At 64.7% G+C, this 14,252-nt stretch carries 14 protein-coding genes; 1 reads left to right on the top strand and 13 read right to left on the bottom strand.

What is annotated here, in order from left to right; translation table 11 throughout:
- Window positions 1-75: 75 nt before the first annotated feature.
- The 13 genes from KF791_15670 to KF791_15610 all read right to left on the bottom strand — a co-directional run bounded on the left by KF791_15670 (window position 76) and on the right by KF791_15610 (window position 13,546).
- The gene (locus tag KF791_15670) at window positions 76-2,790 is read right to left on the bottom strand and encodes a hypothetical protein (protein ID MBX3734013.1); all 2,715 of its coding nucleotides are present in this window, start codon (window positions 2,788-2,790) and stop codon (window positions 76-78) included.
- A 17-nt stretch (window positions 2,791-2,807) separates the two neighbouring features.
- Entirely contained in the window at window positions 2,808-3,596 is a 789-nt protein-coding gene (locus KF791_15665; GenBank protein ID MBX3734012.1) for a hypothetical protein, read from the bottom strand.
- Window positions 3,589-4,155: a hypothetical protein gene (locus tag KF791_15660; GenBank protein ID MBX3734011.1), complete on the bottom strand. Its 567-nt coding sequence runs from the start codon at window positions 4,153-4,155 to the stop codon at window positions 3,589-3,591. Before KF791_15660 ends, KF791_15665 begins: the two co-directional genes overlap by 8 nt.
- The gene (locus tag KF791_15655) at window positions 4,152-5,672 is read right to left on the bottom strand and encodes a hypothetical protein (GenBank protein MBX3734010.1); all 1,521 of its coding nucleotides are present in this window, start codon (window positions 5,670-5,672) and stop codon (window positions 4,152-4,154) included. The genes KF791_15660 and KF791_15655 overlap by 4 nt, the downstream gene beginning before the upstream one ends.
- Window positions 5,669-6,979 (bottom strand): general secretion pathway protein GspK, encoded by a 1,311-nt coding sequence (locus KF791_15650; GenBank protein MBX3734009.1) that lies wholly within the window; start codon window positions 6,977-6,979, stop codon window positions 5,669-5,671. Before KF791_15650 ends, KF791_15655 begins: the two co-directional genes overlap by 4 nt.
- A 35-nt stretch (window positions 6,980-7,014) precedes the next feature.
- Window positions 7,015-7,791 (bottom strand): prepilin-type N-terminal cleavage/methylation domain-containing protein, encoded by a 777-nt coding sequence (locus KF791_15645; GenBank protein MBX3734008.1) that lies wholly within the window; start codon window positions 7,789-7,791, stop codon window positions 7,015-7,017.
- On the bottom strand, window positions 7,788-8,246 hold the full coding sequence (locus KF791_15640) for a type II secretion system protein (protein ID MBX3734007.1): 459 nt from the start codon (window positions 8,244-8,246) through the stop codon (window positions 7,788-7,790). Before KF791_15640 ends, KF791_15645 begins: the two co-directional genes overlap by 4 nt.
- Window positions 8,243-8,803 (bottom strand): GspH/FimT family pseudopilin, encoded by a 561-nt coding sequence (locus tag KF791_15635; protein ID MBX3734006.1) that lies wholly within the window; start codon window positions 8,801-8,803, stop codon window positions 8,243-8,245. Before KF791_15635 ends, KF791_15640 begins: the two co-directional genes overlap by 4 nt.
- 4 nt (window positions 8,804-8,807) lie before the next feature.
- Window positions 8,808-9,248, bottom strand: a complete 441-nt coding sequence (gene gspG, locus KF791_15630; GenBank protein ID MBX3734005.1) for a type II secretion system major pseudopilin GspG — start codon at window positions 9,246-9,248, stop codon at window positions 8,808-8,810.
- Between the two features lie 35 nt (window positions 9,249-9,283).
- Window positions 9,284-10,537: a type II secretion system F family protein gene (locus KF791_15625; protein MBX3734004.1), complete on the bottom strand. Its 1,254-nt coding sequence runs from the start codon at window positions 10,535-10,537 to the stop codon at window positions 9,284-9,286.
- A complete protein-coding gene (locus tag KF791_15620; protein MBX3734003.1) occupies window positions 10,534-12,120 on the bottom strand; it encodes a type II/IV secretion system protein in 1,587 nt (528 codons plus the stop codon). The genes KF791_15625 and KF791_15620 overlap by 4 nt, the downstream gene beginning before the upstream one ends.
- 235 nt (window positions 12,121-12,355) lie before the next feature.
- Entirely contained in the window at window positions 12,356-12,556 is a 201-nt protein-coding gene (locus tag KF791_15615) for a hypothetical protein (protein MBX3734002.1), read from the bottom strand.
- A 330-nt stretch (window positions 12,557-12,886) separates the two neighbouring features.
- Window positions 12,887-13,546 carry a hypothetical protein gene (locus KF791_15610; GenBank protein ID MBX3734001.1) on the bottom strand — a complete coding sequence of 220 codons (660 nt, stop codon included), beginning with the start codon at window positions 13,544-13,546 and terminating at the stop codon, window positions 12,887-12,889.
- 173 nt (window positions 13,547-13,719) lie between these two features.
- Here KF791_15610 and KF791_15605 point away from each other — a divergent pair, with 173 nt between their 5' ends.
- Window positions 13,720-14,250: an adenine phosphoribosyltransferase gene (locus KF791_15605; GenBank protein MBX3734000.1), complete on the top strand. Its 531-nt coding sequence runs from the start codon at window positions 13,720-13,722 to the stop codon at window positions 14,248-14,250.
- Window positions 14,251-14,252: the final 2 nt, after the last annotated feature.

Genomic DNA, 14,252 nt, shown 5'->3' with positions numbered 1-14,252 from the left:
GTAGATGCAGCAAGGCACTTTGAGGATGCGTCTTGCAGAATCGGAATAGGGTCGTGGGTGCGGCCGCTGTCCCCCCTATTCGGAATGGGGCTTCTCGATGTTGCGAACTCGGTTGGTTTCGAGCTGGCCGGCTTCCTGGGTCCACTGCTGGATGAGTGGTGTCTTGGCCTCGATTTCCGCCGTCGCACGCCGGGCATCCTCCGCGGTGCGAATCACCTTGGGGCGCAGAAACACAAACAGCTCCACTTCGCGGCTGGTGCGATCCTTCTTGGTGAAGGCCCATCGCAGGCCCGGGATGCTGCTCAGGATCGGCGTCTTGCGAATGATCTCGGCGAACTGCTTCTGGAGAATGCCGCCCAGGACGATGGTCTCACCGCTGCGCGCCGTCATGTCGGTGCGGAACGTGCGGGCATCAATCACCGCACCGCCCAGGATGGTTTCACCCGGGACGATGGTGGAGGACTCCACCCGGATGCGCAGCAGCACGTCGCCCGCAGCGTTGATGTGGGGGATGACTTCCAGGATGATGCCGACATCCTTATAGGTGAAGCTCTGATTCAAGCTGCCCGCCTCGGTGTTCTGACTCTGGTAAATGAAGGGCACCTGGGAGCCGACAAACAATTTGCCGGTTTCGTTGTCCTCCACGCTGATCTGGGGTTCCGCCAGCACATTGGCGTCGGTGTTTTTCCTCAGAAACTGGATGAGGACGTCGAGGTTCACATTGACGCCCAGCACCCCAGAACGTAGCAGGGCGGTAGTGGACCCCTGGGCATCGTTCACCTCGGTGTCACCGCCAAATCCGCGCAGATAGTTCATCCGCGCCCTGCCCAGAATGGAGTTGTCGTAGTCTTCGGCGGTAAAGGTCTTGCTGCCGTCCGGTGACCACCGCACCCCCAGGCGATCCATCTGATCGCTCGACACCTCGACGATGCGGGCCTCAATCAGCACTTGGGAGGTGGGGGCATCCAGTTCATGCACCAGCTTCAGCACCTGGGGAAACAGGTGGACATTCGCCGAGATGAGAATCGAGTTGCTTCGATGATCGGGGACGACACGGACGCGTCCCACCAGATCACTGGCCTGGCGAACGGCCGACCGGTCCCCGGCCCGCACCGTTTCCGGCTGCCCACCCAGCCAGGGGAAATAGAAGTCATCCTTGGTCTCCCGCTCCAGCGGCGTACTGTTCTGGCTCTGGGCCACATTTTGCTGGTTGGGCTGCTGATTGAAGGCGGGCGTCTGGGGTGTGGTTGGATTCACCGGACGCAGCGCCGGCGAGCCCCCCTTGGCGAAGAGAATGTTGAGACTGTTGGCCACATTGATGGCCTTGGCGTATTTCAATCCGACCCGGAAGGTGCTCTCACCATTCGTCGAAGCCACGTCGAGCTGCCTTAACACCTCCTCCACGGCCTGCAGGTTCTCCCGCGAGTTGGCGGTGATGATAATGGCGTTGGAGTAGGGTTCGGCGGTGATCCGCACCTTGCCATAGAGGCGTCCGACATCACGGTCGGCCGTCGGCTCCGGCGGCTCGTCGTAGAAGAAATAAGTGCGGGGTTGCTGCTTCTTGAGGAACAGCTCGTTGAGAATGTCCTCCATGTCCACGGCGCTCACGTACTTCAGCGGGAAGATCGTGGGTGCCAGCGCCTCGCCGCCCACCGGCTGGTCCAGCGCCGCAATGGTGCGGCCGATGCTGTCCAGCTGCCCTGGAGGCGCCTGAACGATCACGGTGTTGCGCCGTCGGTCCGCCACCACATTCATCTTGCCCGCGCCCTTCTCAGACTCGAAGGGGTTGTAGTAGAAGAACCGGTTGCGGGAGTTGGATTGATCCGTGGACAACTCCTTCAGCTGCCGGGCCACCTCCTCCGCGTCGGCGTTCTTCAGCGGGAACAGTCGCAAGGTCTTTTCCTGCGCATCCTCGGTATCCAGGGACGCCACGATCCGCTCCAGCGTGCGGAAGTTGGCGTCTCCCGAGAGGATGATGAGCGTATTGGACCGCTCGTTGGCGCTCACCTCGACGGATTCGCCCGCCGGCCTGCCGCTGAGCTTCTGATAGAGCGGCGTAATCTCCCTGACCAAATCCTTGGCGCTTGCGTGCTGGAGTGGGATCACCCTCACCGACAAATCGCCCGGTTGATCAATGTCCAGACGCCGGATGAGGTCGGCAATCAGAGAGACGTTTTCGTTGTAGTCTGTGACAATAAGCTGGTTGGACCGGTCGTTGAGCTCGATGGACGCTTTCTCCGAAAGCGCACCCTTCACTTTTTCCCTCATCTCAGCGGCGGGCACGGCGGTGAGCTGAAAGATCTTCACCAGCTTTTGGCGGCCGGCAGGGATGTCCTGGCGCGAGGCGTCCACCAGCTCCGGACTCATGCGCGGCTCCTTGCCCTCGGGAACGATGAAGATGGAGTTGCCGGATTCCACCGCCGTAAAGCCCTCCAAGGAAAGCGCACGGTACACCAGATCCAAGGCCTCGCGCACCGGCAGCTTCCTGGAACTGGTGATGGTGAGCTGGCACTGCGCTTGCGGATGTTTCACGACGCTTTTGCCGGTCGTCTGCGACAGCCACTGCACCACAAGGTCAATGGCGGCTCCCTGAAAGCTTACCTGGATGTCTTCATTGATCGGGAGCGGCTCGACTGTCGGCGCGCTGGCGGCTGCAGGGGGGGAGACCGGTCCGTCGGCGGGTTGGGGTGGCGCCTGGGCGATGACCTGACCCAGCACCGCCGCCAATAGACACCCGACCCAACCCCGGTGGATCCACAAGTCGCAGTGGGGTAAACGGATGCGCTTCATTGGAACGTGGTCGTGATTCATTTGGGAAGCAGGCTTTCACCGCCAAAGCCATCGTAAATCATGAGCTCCTTCTTTTCCCCTGCGTGCTCGATAAGAACCCGGTTGGTGCCAATTCGCAGCAGCGTAATCCCGCCACTCTCCCCTCCTTCGCGCAAGAGCGTGGACTGGCCGTCGGGCGTGCGGACGAAGGCGTCGAGACCGGCAATGCCCAGCAAGGCCATGGGCGGCGGACGCAGCACCGGCGCGAGCACTTCGCTCTGCGTGATACGGTCCATGCGCGCCTGGATCAGCGGGGATGGCGGCGGGGCCGGAATCCGTGAGCGTCGGGAGGCACCCGGAGGGCCGCCCACAGGCAGCGCGACGCCCATCGGTCCGGAGGTACCCGTCGGTCCCATCGGCGCTGCAGTCGGAGTCGTCCCTGCGGCAACCGGAGCGTTGATTTCGGCGGCGCTGTTGGTGATTGACGAAGGGACATTGGTGTTCGCGGCAGCGACTGCGGGAATGCCAATGGGAGACGTCGGTGCGTTGGTCGCCGCTGGTGTCATATTGGTCCCGGTGGCCGCAAGGTTGGTGCCGGAAACGGCCGCGTGGGTGTGGATGGTCCCCGGATTGGAGGCGACCGGCGCGATGCCGGTCGCTGCGGAGGCCGGTGCGTTGGTCTCGGCGTCCGACCAACGCGGGACGGTCGGGGCCTGCACCCCGTCCAGCGGATCACGACGCAACAGGAGTCCCACGATCTCGAAGACCAGCACGCCCATGAGAATCACGGTGGCCACCGACAGTAGCCGGGGAAGTCGTTCAACCACGAGGGCCCTCCATTTCCTGCCACTGCTCGTAGTTTAGCAGGATGAGATTGAGGCTGAGCCGGATCGTCCCCGGACGCATGGGTTCCGGATTCAGCTGAAGGGAATCCATCACCAGGGGAAAACCGAGGCCGCGAATTCGATGCAGGAACGTCATCAGCGCCGGCACGGGTCCGGAGGCCTCCAGTCGGATCGCCCCCACCTCCCGTTCGGCGCTGCGATTGAGCGTCTCGCGAATCGGCCCCAATTGCAGGCCGCTCTGCTCCGCGGATCGTTGCAGGGCGGCGCTGGCGTCGGCCACCAGGGTCGTCCGGGGCAGGTGGGCCGGATCCATCTGAAATGACTCCATCAACCTGCGCAATCGCACCACCCGCGCATCATACAGATCGAACTTTTGCCGGAGGGCGGTCGCTTCCCGGAGCAACTGCCGGTACTCCGTCCGGCGCTGCGCCGCCACCTGAAAAAGCCGCCATCCGCCGAACAGGGCGAGGTACAGGCCCAACCCGAGGGCGGCGAGCCGGAGGGTCCGACGATCGCGAGCCGTCAGTGTGGCGAACTTCATGGTGTAGATCCTCCGGTTGATCCTGGAGGCCGTCCGTGACGGGCCGATGCCGCCGGGGTGCTGGCTCCGGTCGGGGGGAGATTCGGACCAATGACGAGGCCCTCCCGTTCTGAGGAGTCCTTCCAGCGTGCCGAGATTCGGAAATTGATTCGTTGACGGTCCTGCGTGGGCGTCTGGTCTTCGACCACCACGGTGGAAAAGAAGCCGGAGTTGACGAGTCTCAGTCGGAAGTCGCCGACCTGAGCCAGGTCACGCAAATGGCCCGTCAGCGACACCTCGCCCTGCCGGCTGATGCTGAGCGCATCCACGCGGGTCCCCGGGGGTGCGGCATGGGCGATGACGAATGTCGCATCCAGATGGGGCGTCTGGTTCAACTCCAGATAGCGAAGAAAGCTCAGCTCGCGATCAATAACCGCCAGTTGGGCATCGCCCGCCTTCAACTGCGCCAGGCGGCGCGCAAGCCGTGGCTTCAGCACCCAGGCCTCCAAGTAGGGGAAGACCAGAGCCAGGGCCAGCAGCGCCGCCACGACGGACAGCGGACGGCGCGGGATCGTCGAGGAGAAGCGACTGGCAGCATCAACGGGGGGGGGCGTCCGCAGTGCAATGAAATCCGCCGGGCCGGAGAACGCCGCGGAGACGCCGCGGCGGGTGAGTCCCTCGATGGCGGCCGTGGCCCCTGCCCCGCCTTGGACCGTCAAAATCTGCGGACGATTGCCAGGTTCCAGTGCCGAGAAGACCTCGGCCACACCCGCCACGGAGTCGCCAGGCCCGGAGATCCACAAGCGCGTCGGTTCCGTGGAAGCCGGGCCGGGCCTGAGATGAGGCTCCAACGCCGACAGCAAACGGACCGAACCGGAGGCGTCCTTGCGCGATTCGCCCGATCCGGCTTCCGCATCGGATCCCCGCGCGATCGAACGGATGACAGGCGCCGATCCGTTTTGCCACAGCAGGAGCTCGTACTGCCTTCGGCCTACGTCCAGGAGGGCAAAACGGGAGGGCCGGTTGGGAATCAACTCGGCGCGCGCCAGTGCGGCCGGAGTGAACACCACCTCGGCCGCCCACGGGGTGAACAACTCCGCATGTTCCTCCACCACTTCCCGGCGCACCGCGGCGACGAGCGCCAACTGACGCGGTTCGTCAACCGACTGAGATCCGGGCGCGGACAGGGTCGTCCAGCCCCAGGCCAGCGCCTCCGGCGGCAGCGGAAACTCGGCCTCCATCTGGAGGGGCAACAGGCGCGCGATCTCACCGGCCGCCGCCGGCAAGGCAATCGTCCGGAAAATCAGTCCGCGTGCCGCCAGCGCACAGCACACCCGGATACGTCTCCACCCCGACCGACCTCCGGCAAGGGATTGAACGGCGATTTGGATCTGCTCCACCGAAACCGCGGAGAGACGTCCATCAGCGAGACGGCTCACTGGCAGATCCACTCCGCGCTGCTCCAGGCGTGCATGGAAAGATTCGGGGCCAATCTCCGCGAACATCCACGCGGGGGCGATCCACTTGGGAAACGTCACAGGTCGTCCTCCCGATAGGCCAATGTGGACACCGTGCGGGACCCGATATGGACCACCACTTCGATCCGCTGCCGGCTGCCACGATTCCCCGCCCGGCCTTCACTTCGAATCCGGAAGGTCTCGGAGCGCATGGCAATCCGCGGCGACAGTTCCTTGAGGATTTCCCGCGTCATTCCGGGGACGTCCAACAACGCGGCCTCGTGGGCGAAGAATCCGTTGCCCCGCCGATGGGCCTCGATGGCCTGGGCCAGGGGACGATCCATCCGCGGAAGGCACATCAACACCTCCACGGGAGCGGTGTTCACGTTGACGACGCCGTTCAGCGTCGCGCCATCTTCGACGGTCACGAAGTCTGCAATCTCCCTGAGCAGCCGTTCATCCACCACTTTGGGAGGATTGGCATTGCTCGTGGTGCCGGGTTGCGACCCGCCGGGTGCCACTGCCGGGACCTCCAGCAGATCCACCAGTGAACGAATCGGGTTCTGTTCCCGGTGGGCCACAATGGCCCGGGCGATCTCGGGCGTCAGCCCGCGGACACCCGTCAACGCCGTCACGTCGGCATTCTGGACGTTGACCCGATCTGCACCCGATGCGTCCACATTGGACACACCGGAATGGGCGGTCAGCCAGGCGGCCCAACCTGCCTCGGGAGCGATGCCCTGGATGCCCGATTCGGCCCCTTGCGGCGCCTCCTGCTCCGGGCCGAAGAGGAGATCCGCCGTGACGCCACGCACCATCAGCAGCTCGCGAATCGTGGGAACGGGGCCGTTCCGGGCACGATAGGGTGGTCTCATTGTGGAGTAGTAGTCGGTCTCCGCCCCGCCCGGCGACGCGGCGTTGTCGGCGTCATGCCAGTCCACGATGGCCGCGGCAACATCCACGGTCAGTCCCACGATGTTGGTCAGTTGACTGACGTCCGCCACGTTGACGTTCAGCCGGGCTTCTTCGTCTGACACCCCAAAAACAATGCCACTGCCCTCATCGCCTCGCGCTGGCCTGAAGACGCTGAACGATCCACTTCCAAGTTGGATGTCCTCAAACTGATCCGGGGCGTTGTAAAGGCCGGACCCATGATGAACACCGGCCCGACTTCGGGTCAGGGCGTCCTCGTACAACAGGGCCTTTGCCTTCTCAATGCCCGCCAATGCCAGGTAGTAAGCTTGAAGACGATCCGCATGGAATTTCCCAATCGTCAGGTCCTTCCGCGTCGTGTGGAGCATCCCGAGAACCACGATGGAAAGGAGCACCACGCACCAAAGCACCCCCACGAGCACCGAGCCGGAACGTCCTGGTGGGCGGGACACCATGATCCGAGGTGGAGATGGGGCGATACAGGGGGGATTCATGGCGTCTGCGGACTCGCCGGGCCGGATTCAAGTCCCTGGGGTGGCGTGGTCGTTCCGCTGGAAGTTGCGGACGGCACGGCGATCCGCGCGATGGTCTGGAAAACAAGCGGAGGCTCGGAGGTCGTGATCGCCGGGTCCGGGTTCCGGGAACCCGGCGTCCGTTCGAACAACAATGTGATGCGAACGGCGTCGGGGAGGCCCACGAGATTGGGCCGCGGAAGGGAAGGCTGCGGCTTTCCAGTGCCGGCCTCCGGATCCCCCCAGGAATCATACCATCCCAGTCCGTCATAGTACTCGAGCTTCAACCCGACAACATCGGTAGCCAACTCCTGGCGCTCGCCTCCGGATAGCGGGTCAAACGCGATGGTGGGATTGCGCCGGCGCCACAGCGTCAGGCGGCCCGACTGCGGATCCCGCTCCAAAAACACGCTCTGTTCGCAAAAATCACCTTCCCCGGGTCGTTGGGGTGTGTAGTTGTGCGTGGCAAAATCGAGGTTGTCCGCCTGGGACTCCCCAATCCTGCGCGACACGCCCAGGAACGGAGCACCGTGAGGCAGCGGGCACGCGCAGCGGAGGTCGGCGCTGAGACGGTCCAGGACTACGCGCGCGGTCTGGAAGACGTCGGCCCGCGGTTGCACCAGCCGTTGCCCGGCGAAGCCAGCCCGCAGGCAGGCATAGGCGCCGCCGAGGACCAGCGCCATCAGGGCGGTGCTGACGACCATCTCGATCAACGTGAAGGCCCTGTCCGACCGGACGGTGCAACCGGTTCTCATCTCGGAGTCCTCCTGGCGTTGCGACCCGTGCGCGATCGCTCTCCGCCGGCCGGCTCGTTGGTCCGCGAACCACCGGGAGGATCAAACAGGAGGGTGCGCAGTTCACTCAGCGGCGCGGATTCATCTGCGTGGCGCACCGAGACCGTGACTTCGTGCAGCCCGGCAATCGCCGTCGGGCGCACGGTTTCCGTCCACCGATACTGCGTGAGGCCTGTCCCTCCCTCTCCTTCGGTGACGCCGTCGCTGATCCACAACTCGGCGCGCAGCAATTCGATGCGTCCCGCCGCCAGGAATGCCGCAACGGTCTGACGTTCCGAGTCCTTCGTGGAACGTAAGGCCGTGGTGATGCCCTCGGCCAGGCCCGCAACCGCCAATCCCAGGATGAGCAACGCCAGCATCACCTCCACGAGTGAAAACCCGGGATCAGACTGCGGGGAACGGGGGGAAGCAATCATGGCCGGCGCTGTTCAATGACGCGGACACGGGCGGTGACGGGATTGAGGCGCAGGATCAGTCCGCCTCCGGAGCGGTCTTGAAGCGCGACCTCCACGGCTTCCGCCGTGCCGTCCGCAAAAAAGGTCACGGCGTCCGCGCGCGGCGGCGTCCGGTCCGACGACACCTCCCCCGGATCCGCGGCCGGGCTTGGGCGAATGTCCACCAAAACCCGTGAATCCAGATGACCCCGGGCCCCCGCCAGATCTGACACCTGCCGGAAGGGGTTGCCCGAACGTCGGCGACCGGACTGCGATTCGATGACGTAGTCCCCGGAACGGCGATCCACCCGCACCCGATGGGGCCGGCTCAGGGCGATCGCCCGACTGTTGGCCAGGCTGAAGGCATCCACCAACCGCCGGGCGGAGGACCGCAACGCGGCATCTTCGAGGGTCCCCCGCATTTCGGGCAGGATGACGGCCGAGAGGATGGCAATCAGGGCCAGTACGACCATCAACTCGATGAGCGTGAAGGCGGCACGGGGACGCCAGCCCGGGCAATGGTGGAGCGGACGAGGCATCGGTTTACCAGTTGCCGATGTCCCCCGCCGGCCCGTCGCCGCCGTCCGCGCCGTCCGCACCCCGCGACCACAGGTCGAACGAGGCCGGGTGCCGGGTTCCCGGCCGCTTGTACTGATAAGGATTGCGCCAGGGATCCGGGCGCAACTGCTTGACATAGGGTCCCCGCCACTTGTCGGCATCGGTTGCGGGCGCCTCCACCAGAACTTGCAGGCCCTCGGTCGCGGTGGGATAGCGGTCCATATGCACATAGAAGCGCTCCAAAGCGGACTCCAGTTCGGCGATGTGGGCCTTGGACGCGCTGATTTTTGCGTCGGTCGTGGTGCCGACGAACTGGGGGATAATCGTGGCGGCAAGCACCGCCAGGACGATGACCACCACCATGATTTCGATCAGGGTGAATGCGGCCGTAGTGGGTTTGCGCGAGGAGAGGCTGATGGGTTTCACGACTTGGTGGCGTGGAGGTTTGGCACAGACGATGGCTACTGGATTCCGCGGCTCATGCGGAAAATGGGAAGCAGCAGGGCAATCACCATGAAACCGACGATGGCGCCCACGATCAGGATCAACACGGGTGCCAGCAGCGAGATGAGGGTGCGGGTCCGCGCTCTCATCCGGCGTTCCTCGATGGCAGCCACGCGCAGGAGCATGTCGTCCAGACGCCCGGTTTCCTCGCCGACGGCGATCATCTGCACCACGCTGCTGGGAAACAGGCCCAGCCGGCGCAGCGGCGCAGCCAGGGATGCGCCGCCCTGGGTTTCGTCCGCAACCTGCGCGACCTGGGCCGCCAAAACCCGGTTGCCCATTGTGGACTCGACAATGCGCAACGCCGGAAGCAGCGAAACGCCGCTTTTCACGAGGATGCCCAACGTGTGGGCAAAGCGCCCAAGGGCCGCAGAGCGGAACATGCCGCCCATGATGGGCAGCCGCAGCCTGGCGGCATCGGCCCACCGGGCCCCCGCGGGACTGCGAAGACCCGTGCGCACTGCCGCTGCGGCGCCGACCCCGGCGATCAACGTGGTCAGCCAGTAGCGGTCCAGGAAGGTGCTCACCCGCAGCAGCACCAACGTCGGCCAGGGCAGGATGTTCATCATGTCTTGCAGCATGGAGAACAATTTGGGCAGCACCACGGACAATAGGACGATGACGGTGAGGACGCCGAAGCCGAGGACAAACAGGGGATAGGCCACTGCCGCAATGACTTCCCCGCGCACTTCATCCTCATGCTCAAGCAAGTTCGCGAGATCCGTCATGACCGCGGGAAGCGCACCCGCCTCCTCGCCGACGCGCACCATGCTGACGTAAAGCGGTCCGAAGAGTGCCGGCTGGCCGCCGAGCGCGCCGGAGAAGGAGGCTCCGGTGCGAACCGCCCCGGCAAGATCGAGGAGAATCTTGCGTAACGCTGGATTCTCCTCCTCTTCCCCCAGCCCGGCCAGGGCTTGGGGGATCGGAATGGAGGCGCCCAGCAAGGCGGCCATCTGCCGGGTGAAGCCGGTGACGTCCTTACGCCCCACCCGCCGGGTCGGGAACCAGCCCGTGCCCGCAGGACCGGCGGAAGAAAACGCTCCGGCCGTGGATCGGGTGGCGGACGCCGGGGCCGCGGCCGACTCGAGCTGCGAGGGGAACAAGCCACGCTCACCGAGTTGGCGGAGCGCGGCCCGCCGGTCCTCGGCGTTGATGACTCCGTTCACTGCGCCGCCATCGGCGCCGACCGCCTGATAGCGAAATGAGGTCATTCCTGGGCTTCGCTGGCACACACCCGGACGATCTCGTCCAGAGTGGTGATTCCGTCCGCCGCCTTGCGCAGGGCGTCCTGTTGCAGCGTGATCATGTGGCGCTGCGCCCTGGACCGCAATTCGACGGCCGAGCCCTTCTTCAGGATCAATTCCCGCAGCGACGGGGTGATCACCAGCAATTCAAAAATGCCCACCCGTCCGCGATAACCGCCGCGGCATTCGTCGCATCCCGCCCCCTCGAAAAATTCCCCCTCCAGACGCCGGCCACCCAGGGTCTCCAGCTTGGCGCGCACCGTTGCCGTAATGGGTGCGGGACGGCGGCACGCGGGACAAATGCGGCGGACCAGCCGCTGTCCCAGCACGCCCTCCAGGGAGGAGGAGATCAGGAAAGGCTCGATCCCCATATCAATGAGCCGGGTGATGGCGCTGGGCGCGTCGTTGGTGTGCAGGGTGCTGAACACCTGGTGGCCGGTCAGGGCGGCCCGAATGGCGATCTCGGCGGTTTCGGCGTCGCGGATTTCGCCAACCATGATGATATCCGGATCCTGACGGAGGATGGCGCGCAGCCCGCTGGCGAAGGTGAACCCCCGGCTCGGACGCACCGGAATCTGGGATATTCCTGCCAGTTCATATTCCACCGGATCTTCAATGGTCACGACTTTCTTCTCGGGCGCATTCAACCCCTGCAGGATGGAGTAGAGGGTTGTGGTTTTGCCGCTGCCCGTGGGACCGGTGGTGAGAAAGAGCCCATGCGGCCTGGCGATCATGTGCTCCAACTGATCGGCCCGCTCCGTCCCCAGGCCGAGTTCCCGAGGGTGTTGGAGCTTCTCGTCCTTGACCAGCAGGCGCATGACCATGCTTTCGCCGTGGATGTTGGGCATGGTGCCCACGCGAATATCCACGCGGGCGCCACGGTGGTGGATCTGGATATGGCCGTCCTGGGGAAGAAACCGCTCCGCGATGTTCATGTCCGCCATGATTTTGATGCGCGACACCAGGGCGGCATGGAGCGGCTTGGGCGGCGGGGAGTTCTCCTGCAACAGGCCGTCAATGCGATAACGCAACTGGAGACTGTTTTCGAAGGGCAGCAGGTGAATGTCACTGGCCCGTTCCCGGAGGGCGGTGGCGATGATCAGATTTACCAGATTCACCACCGTCGGCTCATTGGCCATCACCTCGATGTCATGGAGGTTTTTCGCTTCGGCTCCCGTCCCGTGGGACGGATCGAAGTTCTCGATCATCCTCTCGACGGTGACCTGGTAGCACTCGGCGATCCGCTCGGTGATTTCCCCTTCCGGAGCCTGCCGCTCGCTCACTTCCAATCCCGTGAGCAGCCGGATATCGTCCGAAATCCGGTCGTTACCCGGGTGGGCCGTGGCGATGGTCAACAGGCCATCGCCCAAGTGAATCGGCAGGACGCGGTGACGCTGGACGAACTCCTTGGGCAGGCTGCCGAGAGCGTCGGGATCAATGGGCAGGGCGGCCAGCGATCCGGGACTCAGCGGCTCCCGAACTTCGGCCCGGGGCGGCCACCCACCAGGCGCAGAAGCCTCTGGAACCGGTCGAGGGTGGGAGGGGGACATGGCTCAGATGACTCGCACTGGCGTTGCGGAGATTCGCCAAGCGCCGGTGAAATGGGCAACTGTCGAGATGGACAAACTGGAGGGGCGACCGTTTTGGAAAATTTTGCAGGGCGAAAACGTTGCATTGACGCCCGGGATCCCGGTCTGTTCGAAATAGGCTTCAGGAAAATCACCACAGCGCCCGGTCTGGAGGTGATGGTTGCGGGAGCACCCATCGCCGGAGTGGAGTCCGCGGTCACTCCGTGAGCCATCGCAGCGAGCCGTTCTTCGTCGAATCGAAGAAGTTATCAATGGTCCATCGTCGCTGGCAGCAGTCCCCGGGGGCCAGCGTGCCGATGCTGCCCGATCTCTCGGTGAGGAGCCGAAGAAAGGAGTCCGGTTCGGAGGCGAAGTTCTCCATGGGCACCCGGCCTGCACCCGAAGCATACAGCGGCATTCAAGCCACGACGTTCCTCGAGCTCCTATCGGAAACGGCGGACTCCACCAGCACCCTGCCGTTGGGATCGCCACGAAAGGAGATCGGGAACGAGGACCGTTCTCGCGGGAGAGCCGCAGTCAGGGTCAGGGCAGGTGGACGTCCGCCATTTCGATCTCATTTCCATCCGGTTCGCCTTCGAGGAGACGGTGGAACCGCCAGCGGCGGCATCGGGTGTGGCATCGGTGAACGCCTCGAACGAAACGTTCGTTCAGCATCGCGAACGCGTTCGGCGCCAAGCCCAATGCGGGCCTGGGACTTCAATTACCCGGGCTCCGGAGTCCGCGGACTTCAATCACCGGGGGCGTCCTTCGACAGCGCCACGCGGTAGGACTGTTCGTCCGTGTCGGGCGGCACGGTGAGGACGGTGCATTCCTCCTCGCCGGCACCCTGAGTCCAGGCCACCGATACGGCTTCCCAGGTGCCCAGGGCGAGATTCGTGGTGAACTGAAGCTGATACCAGTAGTTGGTGGGGCTGGACCAGCAGACCTGCAGTTCGTCCGGCGGCGTGAACCGGATGCTGGCCGGAATGGTCTGCCTTGCCGACCAGACCCCCGCGATGCCCTCCGGAACCCCGAAGGTGCCGTTGACAATCTCGTTTCCCTCGGCGTTGAGCCGGGCCTGATAGACGTCAAGAATGATGTCGCCCGGGTTGATCAGCTCATACCCGGCCAGCTCAATGCCCCCGGTCGCCGACATGGTGCCGCGGACGAGCTCCCGCCCCTGCGGAGCGTTGTCGAGGTACCAGTCGAAATAGCCTTCCAGCAGGAAGCCGTCGCCCTCGGCGGTTTGCTGGGTGAAGACCAGCGTGGAGTTGCTCCAGGGGCGTCCCGCCACGTCGGAAGCCGTCACGGACCACGGCAGGGTGGTCAGGTCGTCGTTTTCGGCCACGCCGCCCGCTCCGGCCAGCACGGCACCCATCATCACAACACCGATTCTATTGAGCTTCATGAATGGTCCTTTGGTTTTGTCGCGCCGCAAAACTGCTTTGGCGATCGCTCCTTGTCCATGGACAACTCCAATCCGGGGCCCGGTGTGCGGCTCCGGGCAGGAGACACCAGGACCGCGGCACAACCCGGGCGACGCTTGACCGGGTTGGCGCGTTGACGGACAACCCGCGGGTCATGAGCCTGGCGACACGCGACGAAATTGAGCGGGCGATCCGCAATGTGCCCGACTTCCCCAAACCGGGCATCCAGTTCAAGGACATCACCCCGGTCCTGGCCAGCTGCCGGCTGCTCGAAGCGGCCATCGAACACCTGGCGCTCCCGGCGCGGGGGACGCGTGTGGACAAGGTGGTGGGCATTGACGCCCGCGGCTTCATCTTCGGGGCGGCCGCCGCCCTGAGGCTGGGTGCCGGCTTCGTGCCCGTGCGCAAGAAGGGAAAACTGCCGTGGGTCACCCACGAGGAGAGCTACGACCTGGAATACGGCTCGGCGACGGTTGCCGTGCATGTGGATGCCCTGGACCCCGGGGAGCGCGTCCTGCTGGTGGATGATCTCCTTGCCACCGGAGGCACGGCGGCCGCCACCGTGCGCCTGCTGCGCCGGCTGGGTGCCGAGATCGCCGGCGTCAGTTTCCTCATCGAACTCGGATTCCTCGACGGAAGGTCCCAGCTGGAAGGACTGCCCGTGAATTCGGTGGTCTGCTACTGACC

It is taken from the genome of Verrucomicrobiia bacterium, from assembly GCA_019634635.1.
Taxonomy (GTDB): Bacteria; Verrucomicrobiota; Verrucomicrobiia; order Limisphaerales; family UBA9464; genus UBA9464.
This window is presented reverse-complemented; position numbering and strand designations above follow the sequence as displayed.

Bases quoted from the DNA above. Each gene is read 5' to 3' on its own strand.
- KF791_15670 (MBX3734013.1), bottom strand. From the start codon at position 2,790: ATGAAGCGCATCCGTTTACCCCACTGCGACTTGTGGATCCACCGGGGT.
- KF791_15660 (MBX3734011.1), bottom strand. From the start codon at position 4,155: ATGAAGTTCGCCACACTGACGGCTCGCGATCGTCGGACCCTCCGGCTC.
- KF791_15650 (MBX3734009.1), bottom strand. From the start codon at position 6,979: ATGGTGTCCCGCCCACCAGGACGTTCCGGCTCGGTGCTCGTGGGGGTG.
- KF791_15645 (MBX3734008.1), bottom strand. From the start codon at position 7,791: ATGAGAACCGGTTGCACCGTCCGGTCGGACAGGGCCTTCACGTTGATC.
- KF791_15640 (MBX3734007.1), bottom strand. From the start codon at position 8,246: ATGATTGCTTCCCCCCGTTCCCCGCAGTCTGATCCCGGGTTTTCACTC.
- KF791_15635 (MBX3734006.1), bottom strand. From the start codon at position 8,803: ATGCCTCGTCCGCTCCACCATTGCCCGGGCTGGCGTCCCCGTGCCGCC.
- KF791_15625 (MBX3734004.1), bottom strand. From the start codon at position 10,537: ATGACCTCATTTCGCTATCAGGCGGTCGGCGCCGATGGCGGCGCAGTG.
- KF791_15620 (MBX3734003.1), bottom strand. From the start codon at position 12,120: ATGTCCCCCTCCCACCCTCGACCGGTTCCAGAGGCTTCTGCGCCTGGT.
- KF791_15615 (MBX3734002.1), bottom strand. From the start codon at position 12,556: ATGCCGCTGTATGCTTCGGGTGCAGGCCGGGTGCCCATGGAGAACTTC.
- KF791_15610 (MBX3734001.1), bottom strand. From the start codon at position 13,546: ATGAAGCTCAATAGAATCGGTGTTGTGATGATGGGTGCCGTGCTGGCC.
- KF791_15605 (MBX3734000.1), top strand. From the start codon at position 13,720: ATGAGCCTGGCGACACGCGACGAAATTGAGCGGGCGATCCGCAATGTG.